At 62.7% G+C, this 17,891-nt stretch carries 13 protein-coding genes; 10 read left to right on the forward strand and 3 right to left on the reverse strand.

The genetic code is table 11. From position 1 onward, the window contains the following. Window positions 1–326: 326 nt before the first annotated feature. A complete protein-coding gene (locus tag P0D73_RS10475) occupies window positions 327–2,027 on the reverse strand; it encodes a methyl-accepting chemotaxis protein (RefSeq protein ID WP_408177638.1) in 1,701 nt (566 codons plus the stop codon). A gap of 299 nt (window positions 2,028–2,326) precedes the next feature. On the opposite strand from P0D73_RS10475, the gene P0D73_RS10480 reads away from it, so the two are divergent. Then, on the forward strand, window positions 2,327–5,848 hold the full coding sequence (locus P0D73_RS10480; protein WP_408431270.1) for an ATP-binding protein: 3,522 nt from the start codon (window positions 2,327–2,329) through the stop codon (window positions 5,846–5,848). Between the two features lie 22 nt (window positions 5,849–5,870). On the opposite strand, the gene P0D73_RS10485 is transcribed toward P0D73_RS10480, so the two are convergent. Further along, window positions 5,871–6,272, reverse strand: a complete 402-nt coding sequence (locus tag P0D73_RS10485; RefSeq protein ID WP_408177640.1) for a RidA family protein — start codon at window positions 6,270–6,272, stop codon at window positions 5,871–5,873. 102 nt (window positions 6,273–6,374) lie between these two features. Further along, window positions 6,375–7,775, reverse strand: coding sequence for a GntP family permease (locus P0D73_RS10490; RefSeq protein ID WP_408431272.1), 1,401 nt, complete (start codon window positions 7,773–7,775; stop codon window positions 6,375–6,377). Window positions 7,776–8,087: 312 nt separating this feature from the next. On the opposite strand from P0D73_RS10490, the gene P0D73_RS10495 reads away from it, so the two are divergent. The 9 genes from P0D73_RS10495 (at window position 8,088) to P0D73_RS10535 (ending at window position 17,699) form a co-directional block, all read left to right on the forward strand. Further along, a complete protein-coding gene (locus P0D73_RS10495; protein WP_408284847.1) occupies window positions 8,088–9,566 on the forward strand; it encodes a sigma-54 interaction domain-containing protein in 1,479 nt (492 codons plus the stop codon). A gap of 86 nt (window positions 9,567–9,652) precedes the next feature. Continuing rightward, complete coding sequence (locus P0D73_RS10500; protein WP_408431274.1) at window positions 9,653–9,913, forward strand: hypothetical protein; 261 nt, start codon at window positions 9,653–9,655, stop codon at window positions 9,911–9,913. A gap of 519 nt (window positions 9,914–10,432) precedes the next feature. After that, window positions 10,433–10,636, forward strand: coding sequence for a hypothetical protein (locus tag P0D73_RS10505; protein WP_408219583.1), 204 nt, complete (start codon window positions 10,433–10,435; stop codon window positions 10,634–10,636). A gap of 248 nt (window positions 10,637–10,884) precedes the next feature. After that, complete coding sequence (locus P0D73_RS10510; protein ID WP_408177644.1) at window positions 10,885–12,084, forward strand: serine hydrolase domain-containing protein; 1,200 nt, start codon at window positions 10,885–10,887, stop codon at window positions 12,082–12,084. 135 nt (window positions 12,085–12,219) lie between these two features. After that, window positions 12,220–12,510 carry an H-NS histone family protein gene (locus P0D73_RS10515; RefSeq protein WP_408284850.1) on the forward strand — a complete coding sequence of 97 codons (291 nt, stop codon included), beginning with the start codon at window positions 12,220–12,222 and terminating at the stop codon, window positions 12,508–12,510. 604 nt (window positions 12,511–13,114) lie between these two features. Next, complete coding sequence (gene fae, locus P0D73_RS10520) at window positions 13,115–13,639, forward strand: formaldehyde-activating enzyme (RefSeq protein WP_132383506.1); 525 nt, start codon at window positions 13,115–13,117, stop codon at window positions 13,637–13,639. 82 nt (window positions 13,640–13,721) lie between these two features. Beyond that, the gene (locus tag P0D73_RS10525) at window positions 13,722–14,759 is read left to right on the forward strand and encodes an aldo/keto reductase (RefSeq protein WP_408284852.1); all 1,038 of its coding nucleotides are present in this window, start codon (window positions 13,722–13,724) and stop codon (window positions 14,757–14,759) included. Then, window positions 14,756–16,195 (forward strand): NAD-dependent succinate-semialdehyde dehydrogenase, encoded by a 1,440-nt coding sequence (locus P0D73_RS10530; protein WP_408284855.1) that lies wholly within the window; start codon window positions 14,756–14,758, stop codon window positions 16,193–16,195. Before P0D73_RS10525 ends, P0D73_RS10530 begins: the two co-directional genes overlap by 4 nt. 121 nt (window positions 16,196–16,316) lie before the next feature. Continuing rightward, window positions 16,317–17,699, forward strand: a complete 1,383-nt coding sequence (locus P0D73_RS10535) for an MFS transporter (protein WP_408284857.1) — start codon at window positions 16,317–16,319, stop codon at window positions 17,697–17,699. The last annotated feature ends 192 nt before the right edge of the window (window positions 17,700–17,891 follow it).

A 17,891-nucleotide genomic window follows, 5' to 3' on the forward strand; every position in this document is an offset into this window, starting at 1 on the left:
GAAACGCTGCCCGTCTAGCGTAGCATCGCTTCGCGCGAGGCAATCGACGTGCGGCGCGTTCGTGAAGACGCGCTCCCGTATTCCCTCACCGTTCGCCTTGTCTGCTGGACGGGTGGCAACGAATGATCGAGGACAAAACCTCAACAATCCTCAATAGCGCAAGCACCGAAGCCAGTCCACAAAAAAATAGGCCCGTCCACGGAGAGGGCGGGCCGCTAAACGCCGTTGTTACTCGGGTCAGCCTGCCCTTGCAAACAACTGGGCGCTGACGCTGCCATCGTGCTGCGTCAATACTGGACTGTCGAGGTGGGGGTAACGCCGATCTATCAGATCAATTCGGCTTCTTCCTGCTCGACATCGTGTGCGGTGACTGGCGCACGGTGTCGGTTGATCTCGGGCGCCGACGTTTGCGCTGCATCAGCGGTGAACGCCCGACGCTTCGTGCCGGCGGCGCGTTGCGCCGGCGCTGCGTCGGCGACGGTGAACAGGCGCACCGCTTCATCCAGCACGTCCGCCTGTTCCGCCAGACGCTGCGCGGTGGCCGCCGCCTGCTCGACGAGCGCTGCGTTCTGCTGCGTGGCGCCGTCCAGATGCGAGACCGCCTGATTGACCTGGCGAATGCCTTCCGCCTGTTCGCTGCTCGCATTCGCCACGTCGACGATGATCGACGACACGCGCCCCACCGCCTCGTCGATCACGCGCATCTGCGACGTTGTCCGCGCAACTAGTTCGGTGCCGGCCGCGACTTCGGTGGCACTCGCTTCGACCACCGACTTGATTTCCTTCGACGACGCCGCGCAGCGTTGCGCCAGCATGCGCACTTCGCTCGCGACGACCGCGAACGAGCGGCCTGCTTCGCCCGCGCGCGCCGCTTCGACCGCGGCATTCAGCGCGAGGATGTTGGTCTGGAAGGCGATCCCGTCGATCACGCCGGTAATGTCGGCGATACGTCGCGATGCCGCTGTGATGCCCGCCATGGTCTGCTCGACCTGGCCGGCGATCTTGCCGCCGACCGTTGCCGCCGCCTGGGCGTCTTTCGCCAGATCGAGCGCGCGCACGGTGGCGTCGGCATTGGCTTGCACGGTGGTGGTCAGTTCTTCCATGGTGGCGGCGGTTTCTTCAAGCGACGCCGCTTGCAACTCAGTGCGTCTCGCGAGATCGACATTGCCGCTGGAAATTTCGCGCGCGTTGTCGAGCATGCCGGTGATCTGCGCGCGCACGTCGTAGACGATCGCCGCGAGATTTGCCTTCAACTGATTCAGCGCTTGCAGCACGTCGCCGAGGTCGTCGTGGCGCGCGATCTGCAGATCGGCGGTCAGATCGCCGGCGGCGAGACGCGTGGCGAATCCCGACATGTCGCGAATCGGCGCGGCGAGTTGGCGCGTCAGCACCTGCCATGACGCAATGCTGACTGCCGTGGTGACGCCCAACGCCATCCAGAACGGCACAGGCGGTGCGCCTTGCCACGCGACGAGGCCCGTCAGCAGAAGCGCCAGCGGCGTGATCGCGTAGCCGATTGCCGCACGCGTCGCAACAGGAAGGCGCATGAGCGCCTGCAAACGCCCCAGCACGCCGGTGCGCACCACCACGCCGCGGCGCAACCGCACGCCGCGCGACTCGCCGGTGCGCATGCGCGCGTACAGCGCTTCGGCGGTGCGCACCGCATTGCGTTCCGGTTTCACGCGCACGCTCAAATAGCCGACGACCGCGCCTTTCTCCACCACCGGCGTGACATTGGCATGCACCCAGTAGTGATCGCCGTTTTTGCGGCGGTTCTTCACGAGCGCGGTCCAAGGACGGCCGTCGCGGATCGTCGCCCACATGTCGGCGAAGGCTTCGCGCGGCATGTCCGGATGGCGGATCAGGTTGTGCGGCTGGCCGATCAGTTCGTCGCGCGTAAAGCCCGACACGGCGATGAAGGCCGGATTGCAATACTGGATGCGGCCGGTCAGATCGGTCGCGGATACAAGCATGTGTGACGACGGGAATTCGTACTCGTGCCCGGTGACAGGCTGGTTATTGCGCATGGCTTTCCTTGCTGGTGCTAGCCCGCGCGTGGGCGCGGCGCTTACATGGTTGCAAGGAATATCGGCAATTAACCCCGCGGGCTTGAGGGTTTCCCAGTAAACCACTCAGGTTTAGGCCGGCCTAAGCCGTTAATACAGGGTTGATTGACGCATCGTGGATGGCCGCGTGAAACAGCGCCGGATGCGTCGCGTGATACCTTCAAAAGGTCTACACTGCGCCCGTATAAGGACTGCAGACGCATCTCGTCCCTCGATTTCGCAGCGGTCTGCCTGCGCGAATCTGCCACTCACGCGAGCTGATGCAGAAGATCCTCGACCGTACTCAGGAGTCATTGGCGCAGGCTTTCGCCACGCTCGCGCAGAACGCGAAACGCCAGCAGCGCCTGTATCTGGCGACGATCGGTTCGCTGATGCTGATCGTGCTGATTTTCGCGCTGGTGCTGGCGGTAGCGGCCGGGCTCACGCACCTCGAATACCGCCGCACCCTCGAGTCGCAAAATGCCGCCGAGGTTTCCCTGCTCCTGCATCAGGAGGAGTCGTTCCTGCGGCGCGCTGAATTGACGCTCGATTATTACTACGGCGGCGCCGCGGCGCGGAGCGCGCCGGATGCGACACAGCAGGCGATCCTCAAGAGCGGCGTCGCGCGCGGCAAGGTAGACCGGGTGGATGCAGAATTCGACCTGGTGGTCGGCGAAACCACGCGCAACGCGTGGGGCCCGCAACTGGGCGAAAAACTCGGGCGCCTCTACGAATCGGCGCAATCGACGCTCGTGACCCAGCAGGCTTTTGAACTGCAGCAACGGGCGACGCTGATCGGCTTGAACGAAGACTTTGCTGTGATCCTGCCTTCGCTGGCGCAACCGCTCGTGGGCCAAGCTGGCAGCGCCGATCAGGCCGTCACGTCGACGCCGCAACCGGCGATCGTGAGCTTGCTGCGCGAGACGCTCGAACGGCACCTCGAGGCGCAAACCGGCAAGCGCGTGCCGGGGAAAGGCGAGCGCGTCTGGCTGGGACCGTACCGCGATCCGCTGCAGAACCGTCCGGTGATTTCCGCGGTGAGCGCCTACTATCACGGCGACACGCCCACCACGCTGATCAGCGCGAACATTCCGCTGGACGTGCTCGTATCGCGTATCGCGCCCGCCGACAGCGAGGGCGTGATCCTGCTGATGACGGCGGATCGCCGCATCGCCGTGTCGTCGACGCCGCTCGACATGCCAATCGCCAACCTGCTGCGGCAGGCGGTGGCTGCAACGCCAAGCCACGTCTTTCACTACAGCCCCGAGGGCACAATCTTTCACGAGCCGCTGGGGCCGGGCTTCGGCTTCCTGGTCGGCTACATACCGTGGAGTGCGCTGATCGTCGCACTTGGCTGGCAACTGGCGGTAATTGGCTGCCTGGCGGCGCTCACCCTGCTGGCGATTGCACTGATGGCACGCTATTTCGGGCTGCGGTTGTTACGTAATTCGTTTGCGGAAACGTCACGCGCGCTGGAGAGCGAAACGCTCAACCACATTCTCGTCAGTGCGACGCCGGTTGGGTTGTGCATCGTTCGACAGAGTGACTATTCAATCCTGACCGCCAACGCGCTTGCGGCCGAATTGCTCGGTATCGAGGCCGACGGCAGCCGGCTTCCGCCGCATGTCGTCGGCGAGTTTCTGGCTCAGGCGCCGGATCAGACGTCGGCCACGGCGATTGCGCGGGTGGCTGCATTCGTCGCGCCCGCGCACCCGGCGCATCAGCATCAGTTTCCGCAGCAGTCGCAAACGGAGCCGCAAACCGCATCGCCATCAGACAAAGGCGGCGGCGCGCCCTCGCGGTTTCTGCAATTCATATACGCGCCCGTGCGTTACGCTGGCGAGAACGTGCTGTTCTGCGCGATTCTCGACGTCACCGCCCAGACCATGCTCGAGCAGCAATTGCGGCATGCACAGCAGACATCCGAGGCGCTGATGCGCGCGCGTACGAATCTCTTCGCCGCGCTGAGTCACGAAATTCGTACACCGTTGAACGCGCTGCTCGGCAATGTCGAACTATTCGCCCGCACGCCCGGCCTCGAGGCGCATTCGCAACGGTTTGCGACATTGCGTGTTGCAACAGATGCTCTGCGCCGCGTCGTCAACGACATTCTCGACTTTTCGAAGATCGATGCCGGCGTGATGTGGCTGGTCAGAAAACCGTTTCGTCTCATCGACGAATTCGAAAGCATCGCCCTTTCCTACGCGTCGATGGACGGCGACAGCTCGATCCGTTTCTATGCGTTCCTCTCACCGACTCTCGATCAGACCTTGATCGGCGATCGAATGCGCATCGCGCAGATCGTCAACAACCTGCTTAGCAATGCGTTCAAGTTCACCTCGACCGGCAAGATCACGTTGCATGCCGAAGTGATAGACGATTCACCGGATTGCGCGATTTTGACCTGCCAGGTTTCGGATTCGGGCGCTGGCATGAACGAGGAAACGCTGGCGCGGCTTTTCAAACCGTTCGCACAAGGCGAACTGGGTGCATCGCGCGGTGCCGGCGGCACGGGCCTCGGTCTCGCGATCTGCAGACGCTTATGCGAGGTGATGGGCGGCCAGATTGCTGCGGACAGCGTGCCTGGTGTGGGCAGCGCATTTCGTGTATCGATCCCGCTCGCGAAAGCGCCCGTCGATTCGCTCGCGCCGGCGACGGTCCCCGAGCAACGCGGGACGGTGCTCGTCTTGTCCATGGAACGGGAAACAAGCGAGTTGCTGGACCGCTGGCTTCAGCACGCTGGTTGGATGGGACATCTGGTAACCTCGCTGGCCGCCGCGCAACTGTGGCTACGCATGAATGCTCCCCCCGATCTGTTGCTCGCCTCCGGCGAATACGATCTCGAGGTGATTGCCGCGCTGCGTACGTTGCAGCCGGTCGGCGCCGTGTGGATCACGCGTGGCGGCCCGCATTATCCCGAGCCGCGCGGCGACGGCGTGTTCGAAGTGAGTGAATTCAGCTGGACGGCGATTCTGTCGGCGATCGAACTGGCGCGCGGGGGCACATCCGCGGCGCCGACTCCTGCGCCCGCAATGGCCGATTCGGTGGGAATCCATCCGACGCTGCGAGGTCTCCCAGTCCTCGTCGCGGAAGACAATCCCTTGATCCAGAATCTAGTTGCCGAACAACTGGTCGAATTGGGGTGCGTGCCCACTATCGCCCCCGACGGCAAGCACGCGCTGAGGTTATTCGAACAGACAGGTTTCGAGGTGGTGCTAACCGACATCCACATGCCGGAGATGGATGGTTACGAACTGCTGGACGCGCTGCGCAAGCTGCGTGCGACCGTGCAGGTGCTCGCCTTCAGCGCCGTGGCCGAACATGAGGGGGCGCACAACTGGCGCGAGCGCGGCTTTAGCGGATATGTCGCCAAGCCGGCAACGTTGAGCGAGTTGCAAGCGGCGTTGCTGGAGGTGGCACCGGCTTCGACACCACCGCAGGTGGCTCCGGAGAACCTAGCGCCCGCCAGGGCGATGGCTCCCGCTCCCAACGCAGAGAGCACGCTCAGCGCGGACGACAAGGCGCGCTACTCGGCGATGCTCAAGGAGCACTTGCAAAAAGATCTGCCGAAGCTGCTCGCCATCGTCGAAGAGGAAGATGTGCAGGCGTTGGCCGGCTGGGCGCATAGCGCGAGCGGCGCGTTTGTCGTCGTGCAGGAGCCGCAGTTCGTCGACCAATGCCGGCGGTTGCAACGGCTATGCAATGACAGCGGACGCTGGACTACCGAGATGGACGAACTCGCGATCTCGCTGCACGACGCTTTATTGGATCACTACGGACTCGACGAGGAGTCGGCGCATTGACCCGCCATTCTGCTTTGCGGGCTCAACCCGGTCGTTTGGCAATGAAGTCGATTTCGACCAGCGCGTCGCGCGCCAATCCGGTGACGCCGATACAGGTTCGCGCCGGCAGCGCATCGGCGGGGAAGTAGGCGCGGTAGATCTCGTTCATCGGCGCGTAATCGCGCTTGAACTCGGTCAGAAAGATGCGTGCGGCCACCACGTTTTGCAGGCCGAGGCCCAGCCCTTGGAGCACCAGCACGAGATTGTCCATCACGCGCTTGGTTTGGGCGACGACACCTTCGGGAAGCGGTGCGGCGTCGTCGGTTGGGGAGGTCGGCATCTGGCCGGTCAGGAAGACCCAGCCGTCGGCCTCGGCAGCATGCGAGAACGGGCCGACCGGCGTGGGTGCTGAGGGAATCATCCAGAAAGAAGGTGCTGAACTCATGGCAGGGTGTGCTGGGCAAGATCGGATGTCGGGATGACAAGGTAACCGATCAAAAGTCAGGATGCCGGCGCGATGCCGGCATCGTGCCCAGTTCCCGCCCGCTCAGACCAAACCAGTCGCGTAATAAACCGCGATCACAAAGAACACCGCCATCGTCTTGATGACGGTAACCGCGAAGATGTCGCGATACGACTGCCGATGCGTCAAGCCCGTGACCGCCAGCAGCGTGATCACCGCGCCGTTGTGCGGCAGCGTGTCCATACCGCCGCTCGCCATGGCGACGACCCGGTGCAGCACTTCCATCGGAATGTGCGCCGCTTCCGCGCCCTTGATGAACGTGTCGGACATGGCCGCGAGCGCGATGCTCATGCCGCCCGACGCCGATCCCGTGATACCCGCCAGCGAGCTCACCGACACGGCTGCATTGACGAGCGGATTGGGAATGCTCTTCAACGCGTTGCTGACCACCAGAAAGCCCGGCAACGCTGCGATCACACCGCCAAAACCGTACTCCGACGCCGTATTCAACGAAGCCAGCAGCGCGCCCGCCACCGCAGCCTTGGTGCCGATCGCGAAGCGCTCGCGCACGCGGTTGAACGCCGTCACGACGACCATCACGATACCGAGGAGCAGTGCGCCTTCCACGGCCCAGATGGCGACCACGGCCTTGATCGTGGTCGTGACCGGCGCGTGGATGCCCGGCAGGATGTCCGGCGCCACGGTGTACGACGAGCCGTACCAGTTCGGAATCCAGCGGGTCAGCAGGAAGTTCGCGACGCCGACCAGAACCAGCGGCGCGACCGCCAGCAACGGATGCGGCAGTTGCTTCGATTCCACGCGATCCGGCTCGTTGACGAGTTCCGTGCCGTAACCTTCGCCGGTCGCCATCGCCGAGCGGCGGCGCCATTCCAGATACGTCAGGCCGACCACGATGATGAACAGCGAACCGATCACGCCGAGTGCGGGCGCGGCCCACGAAGTCGTCTTGAAGAAAGTGGTCGGGATGATGTTCTGGATCTGCGGCGTGCCGGGCAGCGAATCCATGGTGAACGAAAACGCGCCGAGCGCAATCGCGCCAGGCATCAGGCGTTTCGGAATATTGCTCTGGCGGTACAGCTCGGCCGCAAACGGATAGACGGCGAACACCACCACGAACAGCGAGACCCCGCCGTAGGTGAGCAGCGCGCACACCGCAACGATCACCGCATTGGCGCGCGAGCGGCCGATATAGCGGATCGCGGCGGCCACGATCGATTCCGAGAAGCCCGACAGTTCGATGACCTTACCGAACACGGCGCCCAACAGGAACACCGGGAAGTAGAGCTTCACGAAGCCGACCATCTTCTCCATGAAGATGCCGGTGAAAACCGGCGCGACGGCGGCCGGATCGGTCAGCAGAACGGCGCCGAGCGCGGCGATTGGCGCAAATAGAATGACGCTGTAGCCGCGATAAGCGGCAAACATCAGAAACGCCAGCGCGGCGAGGACGATGACAAAGGACATTGAGTCTCCAAAGCTTGGTTGTTCTACATGGTCGCCGTTCCGAGGGTGCGACGGCACGGCGCCGGGCAAACGCAGGTTCCGTGCCACGCATACGGCAACGGCCAGCCGCTTGATTTCGCGGACCGAAGGTCAAAACGTGATCGCGCCGATTGTACCCAAACGTCTCCAAAACGGGACGCAAATTGGCTGAAGTTAGACCAAAGCAAGGTTAAACCCTTATGTAACAAGCTTGCTGGCGATCTCTTCAATGAGATAAGCTTGTCTACGAAATGAGACAAGCATAATAAAACGATAGCCGGAGACAGCGACAGCATGATGAACGACTGGGCGGGCCTTCCCGCCACCTACGGCGACGTACTGCGCCGGGCGATGGATTCGCTCTTCCGCACATTCGAAAATTTCAGCGAAGGCACATTCATCGTGGATGCCGACGCGCGCGTGGTCTGGATCAACAAGCGCTATGCGGCGCGCTTCGGTTTTTCGGACCCGGAGCAGGCCATCGGCCGCGATTGCGAAGCGGTGATCCCGAACAGCTTGATGCGCGAGGTCGTCGTCACCGGCAAACCGATTCTGCTCGATATCCTGGAAACGGACCGCGAACCGCTCGTCGTGACGCGTTTGCCGCTCAAAGACGATGCGGGCGTCACGGTGGGCGCCGTGGGCTTCGCGCTCTTCGACGAACTGAAGGCGCTGACGCCGCTCTTTTCCCACTACTCGCGCGTGCAGGAAGAGTTGATCGCGACGCGCCAGTCGCTCGCGCAGGCGCGGCGGGCCAAATATACATTCGGCAGTTTCGTCGGCACGAGTGCGGCCAGCCTCGAAGTGAAGCGCCAGGCGCGCCGCGCGGCGCAGCTCGAGTCACCGGTGCTGCTGCTCGGCGAAACCGGCACCGGCAAGGAGTTGCTTGCACATGCCATCCACGGCGGGTCGGCGCGCGCGAATCAGCCGCTCGTGACGGTCAACGTCGCGGCGATTCCCGACACCTTGCTCGAAGTCGAATTCTTCGGCGCCGCGCCCGGCGCCTACACCGGTGCGGACCGCAAGGGGCGCGTCGGCAAGTTCGAGCTCGCGAACGGCGGCACGCTGTTTCTCGACGAAATCGGCGATATGCCGCTGCCTTTGCAGGGCAAGCTGCTGCGCGTGTTGCAGGACAAGGAGTTCGAACCGTTGGGCTCGAACCGGATCGTGCGCGCCGACGTCCGGATCATCGCGGCGACGTCGGCCGATTTGCCCGCGCTGGTCGCGGCGGGGCGCTTTCGCGCGGACTTGTTCTATCGGCTGAACGTGCTGACGATCCATGCGCCGCCATTGCGCGAGCGAGCCTCCGATATCGAGGCGCTGGCTTACGCCATGCTCGAGGATCTGTCGACGCAGGCGCGTGGCGCCAGTCACTTCGAATTGCAGGATGACGCGCTGCGGCTGCTATGTTCGTATAGCTGGCCTGGCAATGTGCGCGAATTGCGCAACACGCTGGAGCGCGCGGTGATGCTGTCCGACAGCGAGCGGATCGATGCCCGGGCGCTCGCGCCGTTTATCGGCTCGGCGCACGGCGGTGGGCATCGTCCGACTGCGTCCTTGCCCGAGGCGCTTTCGCCGCTGCCCGCTGCGGGCGCGCAGGCTGGCGCGCCTGAACCGGCCTCGTGGAGCGAGGCGATGGCGGCCTTTGAGAAGCGTTTCCTGAGCGACGCTTTGCGCGCCAACGGCGGCCGTGTGATCGAGACGGCGAACCAGATCGGCATGGGCCGCGCGACGCTCTATAAGAAGATTGCGGCATACGGCATCGACGTGTGACAACGTTCGTCGATGGCGATTGACGCAGCGTAATTGACGCGTGGCACAATCGCGTGATCGAAAAACAAGACGTGATCGGGGTTTCAATGAAACGCAGTCTCTCCTTCTTCGCGCGCCGGGCCTGCGCCACGCTGGCGGCCGGCGTTATCGGCGCGCTGAGCGGTTGCAGCAGCAGCGCGCCGCTGTTTCTGCCGGACGGCCGCGCGACCACGCTGGTGCAGTGCCCCGCGGGTTCCGACTCCTGCTCGCAGCAGGCCAGCGCGGGTTGCGGCGGCGCATTCGATGTCGTGCGCCAGTCCACTGAGAATGGCACGCTCAACCTGATTTACGCCTGCCGGGCGAAATAGCGGCTCGCCGGCGCGAAGACCGGCGCGACCAACGCCTCAAGCATCTTTCCTTCAGCCCGCGGTTCGACAACGAATGCGGGCGACTCGCTCGCCGCACCGATTTCAGCCGCGCGCGGCAAACTGGCTCACGCGAGGCTTCATGGTCGTCACGATAAGCGTATGGCCGTCATAAAGACCTGTATCTAATGCGGGTTCTCTCCGCATCTATGATGCGCAATGGGTAATTAATGCCACGCTTCACATTATTTTTCTTGTCGGCGGGCGCAATTAAAAACGCCGCAATTTTCACCGTTTAGCCAAGTCGGTGCGGCACCCAACGGAACGCGAAGTTTAGCCGCAGTACTCTCTTGCCAGTGGCTCAGGATTCAAGTGGCAAGCAGGTTTTGCCGGTTTGATCGCCAATGCGGGAAGTGCCGGGAAGGATTTTCCGTTCAGCCGAAAACCGGGAGTTTTTTGCGGCACGCTTTATGCTTCGATTTACGCATTGAAAATAGTTCAACGAGTAATCCGGGGAAAGCAATGAATCATCACCAACTCGAAAAAGATATTGAACATCTTGAACACGTAATCTCGCATATCTCCGCTGAAGACCGCATCCCGCTGTCTTATTGGCGAAACCGTATCGATTCCGTTTCCGGCGCGGCACTGGTGCCGTCGCAGGCGACCCGCGTCAAACGGCTCAACGCCGCGCTCTCGGCGCTGGAGCGACGGCAGAAAGCCTGAACGCCTGCGCAGTGGACGGCTGTGACGTACCCTTCGATCGGCTAACGTTTTCTGCAAAAATAAGGGAACGTAACGGCCACGCACCCTACGCGGCGTAGCGCGTTGTCTCGACACGGGGCAAGCCGCGTCTTTTGATGCGTACGCGCTAACGGCGTCCAGGCGGCGGATGTGCGCCGACCGCGGACGGAAGGCGCGCGTCAGGCAAGGGCGCGCAGGTCGCCACCTCCATCCACTGATTCAGGACAAACATGCAACCAGCAGGACTTTCCGCGTCTCGGCTGACGGCGCTGACCAACGCCATGCAAGGCTATGTGGAACGCGGCGAAGTGGCGGGCGTGGTGTCGATGGTCTGGCGGCGCGGCGAGATCGGTTATTTCGAGCCGCTCGGCTGGCGTGACGAAGCGGCGCAGTTGCCGATGGAGCGCGACACGCTGTTCCGCATTGCCTCCATGACCAAGCCGGTGACCAGCGCGGCGATCCTGATGCTGATCGAAGAAGATCGGCTCGCCCTCGACACGCCGATCTCACTCTGGTTGCCCGAGCTGTCCGCGCCGCGTGTGCTGCGCGACCCCGCCGGCCCGCTCGACGAAACCGACCCTGCCAGAGCGTCGCTCACCGTGCTGGATCTGCTGACGCACCGCGCCGGCTTCGCCTATCACTTCACTGCAACCGGACCACTGGCGGAAGCTTACGCCGACGCCTTCAACGGTTTCGAAGCGCGCATGGACGGCAACGCCTGGCTTGCCCGCATTGCGGGTTTGCCGCTGATGTTCCAGCCCGGCTCGCGCTGGCACTACGGCATCGCGACCGATGTCCTCGGCGTGCTGATCGAACGCGTGAGCGGAATGTCGCTCGGCGAGTTTTTCCGGACGCGAATTTTCGAGCCGCTCGGCATGCGCGATACCGCTTTCTGGGTGCCTGACGCGCAACTAGCCCGGCTGGCCACGGCTTATGGCGTCGAACAGGGCACGCGGCGGCGTATCGTCGAGGACCATCCGTCGTCGAGTCGGTGGGCGAACCCGGATCGCTTTCAGAGCGGCGGCGGCGGGCTGGTTTCGACGGCGCAGGACTATCTGCAATTCGCGCAACTGCTGCTTGGCCGCGGACGGGTCGGCACGACGCGTTTGCTGTCGCACCGCTCGGTCGATCTGATGCGCTCGAATTTTCTGACGCGCGACCAACGCCGCGTGTCGGCCTTCGGTCATGCGCTGTGGGCAGGCCAGGGGTTCGGCCTCGGCGTGTCCATCGTCGACGATCCGGCGCAGCAGTTGCCGCTCGGCTATCGCTCGATGGGCTCGTTCGGCTGGCCGGGTGCGTATGGCACCAGCTGGTTCGCCGATCCGGTGGAAGACCTGATCGGTCTGATGCTGATTCAAAGGCGCTCCGTCGAACCGTTTTCAATGACAGTGGACTTCGAACGCCGCGTGTACGATGCAATTGACGATTGAGCGAACCGGCCGTGTCCTGGCCAGCGTCTTTTAAGCGTGTTATCCGCTCGCGGTGTCGGGCTTCTCTATCCGGCAATTTATTCGTCTGATAGTGTCCGCACTTCAGTTCTCGTCAAAATGATCGGAGTACCCGTCATGGCCTCGTACAAGCAGTTGACTGCCCAGCTCGAAAAACTCCACAAGGAAGTCGCGGCGGCGCGCGAGAAGGAAGTTGCCCAGGCGATCGCCGAGATCAAGCAGAAGGTGGCCGAGTACGACCTGACTGCTGAAGAACTGGGTTTCACGAACAAGGGCACCGCAGCCCGCAAAACGCCTTCGGTCGCCAAGTATCGCAACCCGAAAACCGGCGAGACCTGGAGCGGCCGCGGCCGTTCGCCCGCCTGGCTCGTAGGCAAGAATCGCGAGCGCTTTCTGATCGAAGGTTGAAGTGCTTCGGCGCATGACGTGCGCGTGAGTCATGCACCGGATTGTCTAAAGTGATGTCGCGGGCGATTTTTCTCGCACCGCTGAGCAGGTCCCGAAAACGCTCACCTTTCGCGTGAACCTGTCGCGTGAGTCGTGAGCTCGGCCACGTGGCCAACTCAAAGCCTGGTTGCTTCGGTGAGCCTGGTTTTATCGAATCACGCACCTTGCGGCAAGCTTGCCGCCGCAGGCCGCCGTGACTGACCCACTTTCTCCGAAACCCACGCCGGCCTTTGCTGGCGGGCGTTCTCAGGCTCTGCGAAGAATCGCTGCAGCCGACCCTTAAGTCTCTCTCAGTTGCGTCTAACGCATTCGACGCTGTGCAGACTTCCGCTGCGCAGGTGCGCGACTAACGGTCGGCACGCTCACCGTTTGCTGCGATTCGAGGACGCACATGCTGTGGTCCCGAAAACCCTCACCTTTGCGCTTCCCGATACGCGCAGGCCACTGCGCTCGGGACTAACCCGGAGTTGAGTTCCTCTCATACCCCGCATCAAAACTCATCGATACATGGTCGCGGATGCCGAACGTCACAATCGGTCATCCACTCAACCTCGACGGAAAGACCATGAGCGCATCGACGGACAAACAACTCTTTATCGGCGAAGGATTCGAAGGCCCCGGCGTCAATCTCGCGCACATCAACGTGCTGGTCGGCCCGCGCAACGGTCCCGCCGGGCAGGCCTTTGCTACCGCATTGGCGACGCCTTCGGCGGGCCACGCGCCGTTCGTCGTGATTGCGCGTCCGGGCGTGCCGACCAAGCCGCTCACGCTGTATGTGAACAAGGCGCAGATCGGCAGCGACTTCCACGGCAACGCGACGTGGGGCGCCTCGCAAGCCGGCATCGCGAAGGCGGTGGCCGAGTCGCTGGAGAACGGCACGCTGCCGCCCGAAGCGGAAAACGACTGGGTGGTGGTGTCGGCGAACTGGGTCAACCCGTCAACCGACAATCTCGACGCCGTCTTCGAGAACAACTACCGCGCATGCAAGAACGCGATCCTCGCGGCGATGAAGGGCCTGCCGCATCGCGATGAAGTCTTCGCCGCCGCGCGCGACGTATCGAACCCGTTCTACACACCGAAGCAACGTTAATGGCACGCAGCGCGGCCAGTGAGTGCTCATGCGCAACTAACCGTCCGCGCTGCCGGATGCGATCAGGAAGGAGACACGCACTATGGAATACATTCGCCTCGGCCAATCCGGTCTGAAGGTTTCGCGTCTGTGCCTCGGCACGATGAACATGGGCACGCCGCAATGGAAGCCGTGGATTTTCGACGAAGCGCAAAGCGAGCCGATTGTTCGTCATGCGCTCGAAGCAGGCGTCAATTTCATCGACCTCGCCGATTTCTATTCGACCGGCGTGGGCGAAGAAGTGGTCGGCCGAATTCTGAAGCGTCTCGCGCGACGCGAGGAAATGGTCGTGGCCACCAAGGTCGGTTATGACATGGGCGCGTATCAGAACGCCGGCGGCCATTCGCGCAAGCACATCATGGACGGCATCGACGGTTCGCTCAAGCGCCTCGGCATGGATTACGTCGACATCTACATGCTGCATTTTTTCGACGTGAATACGCCGGTCGAAGAAACCATGGGCGCGCTCAACGATATCGTGCGCGCCGGCAAGGCTCGCTATATCGGCGTCTCGACCATGTACACATGGCAGTTCGCCAAGATCATGCAGGTCTGCGAGCGCAACGGCTGGCACAAGCCGATCAATATGCAATTGCAGTTGAACCTGGCGTACCGCGAGGAAGAGCGCGAGATGATTCCGTATTGCCAGGATCAGGGCGTCGGCGTGTCCGTCTTCAGTCCGCTGGCGCGCGGGCTGCTCACGTGCGATCCGAATTCGACGCGCAATCAGACCGACTTCTTCACCGCGCAAATGTACGGCGATGCGGCTTCGCGCGAGATTGCAGCGTCGGTGGCGCGCGTGGCCTCGCGGCGTGGCGTTTCCGCCGCACAGATCGCGCAGGCGTGGGTGCTGAACCAGGGCGGCGTCGCAAGCATGCTGGTCGGTGCGGATACGCCGGCGCAGTTCGACAGCGCGCTCGCCGCGCTCGGCACGACGCTTTCGGCGGACGAACTGTTCGAGCTTGAACGCAACTACACGCCGTGCGATCTGATCAACGACTACACCGCAGGCAAACGCATTGCGCGCGAAGCGCGCTTTGCACAAGGCGTGTTCGTCGAAACCCTGGAGAAGGCCGCATGAACGAATTTCTTCGCACGGGGCATTACATTGGCGGCGAGTGGTACGAAGGCGCCGACACATATGCCGTGTTGAATCCCGCGACCGGCGAGGTGGTCGCCCAAGTGGCCAAAGGCGGCGCGGCGGAAACCGCGCAGGCCATCGCGGCTGCCGAGCGTGCGTTTCCCGCATGGCGTTCGCTGACTGCAAAGGAACGTAGCGCCCGCGTCAAACGTTGGGGCGAGTTGATGCTCGAGAATCGCGACGCGCTTGCCGAACTGCTGACGCTCGAGCAAGGCAAGCCACTTGCAGAAGCGCGCGGCGAAGTCGGCTATGCGGCCAGTTTCTTCGAATGGTTCGCGGAAGAAGCGAAGCGCGCGTACGGCGACGTGATCCCGAGTCCCAATCCGAATGCGAAGATCATTGTGACGCGCGAACCGGTCGGCGTGGTTGCGGCAATCACGCCGTGGAATTTCCCGCTCGCCATGATCACGCGCAAGGCCGGCCCCGCGCTCGCGGCCGGCTGCACGATGGTGCTCAAGCCATCGGAAGAAACGCCGTTGTCCGCGTTTGCTTTGGCGGTACTGGCCGGCGAGGCAGGCATTCCGCCCGGCGTATTCAACATCGTGTCCGGCGATGCCGTGGCGATCGGCGGCGCGCTCACGGAATCCGACGTGGTGCGCAAGCTGTCGTTCACCGGCTCGACGCGCGTCGGCAAACTGCTGGCAAAGCAGTCGGCGGACACGCTGAAGAAGTTGTCGCTCGAACTCGGCGGCAACGCGCCCTTCATCGTATTCGACGACGCGGATCTCGACGCCGCCGTGCAAGGCGCAATGGCTTCGAAATTCCGCAATACCGGGCAGACGTGTGTGTGCGTCAACCGCTTCTACGTACAGGACGGCATCTACGACGCGTTCACGTCCGCGTTGACGCAAGCGGTGCGCAAGATGCGCGTCGGCAACGCGCTGCAAGGCGAAGTCGAACAAGGTCCGTTGATCAATCAGGCCGCGCTGAGGAAGGTCGAAACGCACGTGGCCGATGCATTGGAGAAGGGCGCGAAGATCTTGACCGGCGGCAAGCCGCACATGCTCGGCGGCACCTTCTACGAGCCGACCGTTCTGGTCGACGCCAACAATTCAATGCTGATCGCCGAGGAAGAAACCTTCGGACCGGTAGCCGCGTGTTTCCGTTTCAAGACCGAAGCGGAAGCCATCGCCGCGGCTAACGACACACCATTCGGCTTGTCCGCATATTTCTACACACGCGACCTGGCTCGCGCATGGCGCGTCGGCGAAGCGCTGGAAAGCGGCATGGTCGGCATCAACGAAGGGATTCTGTCCACCGAAGTCGCGCCGTTCGGCGGCGTCAAGCAATCGGGTCTCGGTCGCGAAGGCTCGAAGTACGGGCTCGATGAATACACCGAACTGAAGTACATGATGATGGGCGGCCTCGGACGCTGATCTTCACACCGCGCGTCCGCCGTACGTCATGCACACGCATGACTCACCGGCGGACGACGCAATCGGGCGCGCGGCGACACGCCGGCCACGCCCGGTGATCCATACTAACGAAGGAGACAGCGTGAGCAATCAGGATATGCAGGCGGCCACTCTCGGCCTCGCCCCCACTTTGCCGGCGGCAGCGGCATCCGCGCACGGCCCCATTCCTCTCGACGACGTTCCGCTGAACGCCTTTCACGTCAAGATCGCCGGGCTGACGTTCGGCGCGCACTTCACTGAAGGTTTCGCGCTCGGCACGATCGGCTATGCGCTCGCATCGCTGAATCGCCAGATGCCGCTCGACGCGTTCTGGATGGGCATGATCGGCAGTTCCGCGTTGATGGGCATTTTTATCGGTAGTCTGGTGTTCGGCTGGCTGTCGGACCGCATGGGACGCCAGAAGATTTTCTTGCTGAGCTTTCTGATCATCACAGCGGCCGCATTCGCGCAGTTCTATGTGCGCTCGCCGCTCGAACTGTGTTTGCTGCGTGTGTTGATCGGCTTCGGCATGGGAGGCGATTTTGCGGTGGGCCATGCGATTCTCGCGGAATTCTCGCCACGCAAACATCGCGGGACCTTGCTTGGCTCGTTCAGCGTGGTGTGGACGATCGGCTACGTGGTGGCGAATGTGCTCGGCATGCACTACGCCGATGCCTCGCCGGATGCATGGCGCTGGTTGCTGGCATCGGCGGGTGTGCCGGCGTTGATCGTTCTCGTGTTGCGCATGGGCACGCCGGAGTCGCCGCGCTGGCTGCATGGCAAAGGCCGCACGGCGGAAGCGAAGTCGATCGTGCTGAAGCACTTCGGCGCGAACGTCATTCTGGATGGCGGTCACGATGAGCACGCGCAATCGGCGGGCGGTTTCATGCGTCTGTTCAAGGCGGATCTGATCCGCCGCACGATTTTCAATTGTGCTTTCTTCGTGTGTCTCGTCATTCCTTACTTCGCCGTTTATACGTTTTTGCCGACCATTCTGAAGGCGATTCATTTGAACAACGATTCGAGCGCGGATTTTCTGTTGAACGGGTTTCTCGTGCTCGGCGCGTTGATCGGCATCTGGCTGACGATCAAACTTCCGCGGCGCGTGTTCCTGATCGGCTCGTTTGCGGTGACGTGCGTTTCGCTGATCGCGTTGAGTTTGCTGCCGGAGTCGGCGACGCTCGGCATGATCGTCGCGTTTGGGATTTTCACGCTCACCATGTCGGCGTTCTCGAATCTCGTCGGCGTGTTTCCGCCCGAGTGTTTTCCCACCGAGGTGCGCGCGTGCGGCGTCGGGTTGGCGATTGCGTGCAGTCGTCTCGGCTCGGCGATCGGAACGTTTCTGCTGCCGCTCGGCATCGTGCATCTGGGCTTCCATATCACGATGATGGCCCTCGCGGCGGTGCTGTTGATCGGCATGGTGGTGTCGATTGCGTGGGCGCCGGAAACGAAGCATCTGACGTTGAACGAAGCTAGCGGCGCTTAACGCGCGCTAACGCTGTAAAGAACCCGCCGCATCGGCAACGATGCGGCGGGTTCTTTTTGTTTTGGACCGCCTGAAAGTCAAGGCGAGCCAACGGAAAAACCTGCTTTTCATTCAACTCGACGGACTACCCACTGAAATCTGGGATTTTTCTTAATCTATCGTCTCGGATTCAACTGCCGTTGGCGATGCGAT

The organism is Paraburkholderia sp. RL18-101-BIB-B (assembly GCF_046026985.1).
GTDB lineage: Bacteria > Pseudomonadota > Gammaproteobacteria > Burkholderiales > Burkholderiaceae > Paraburkholderia.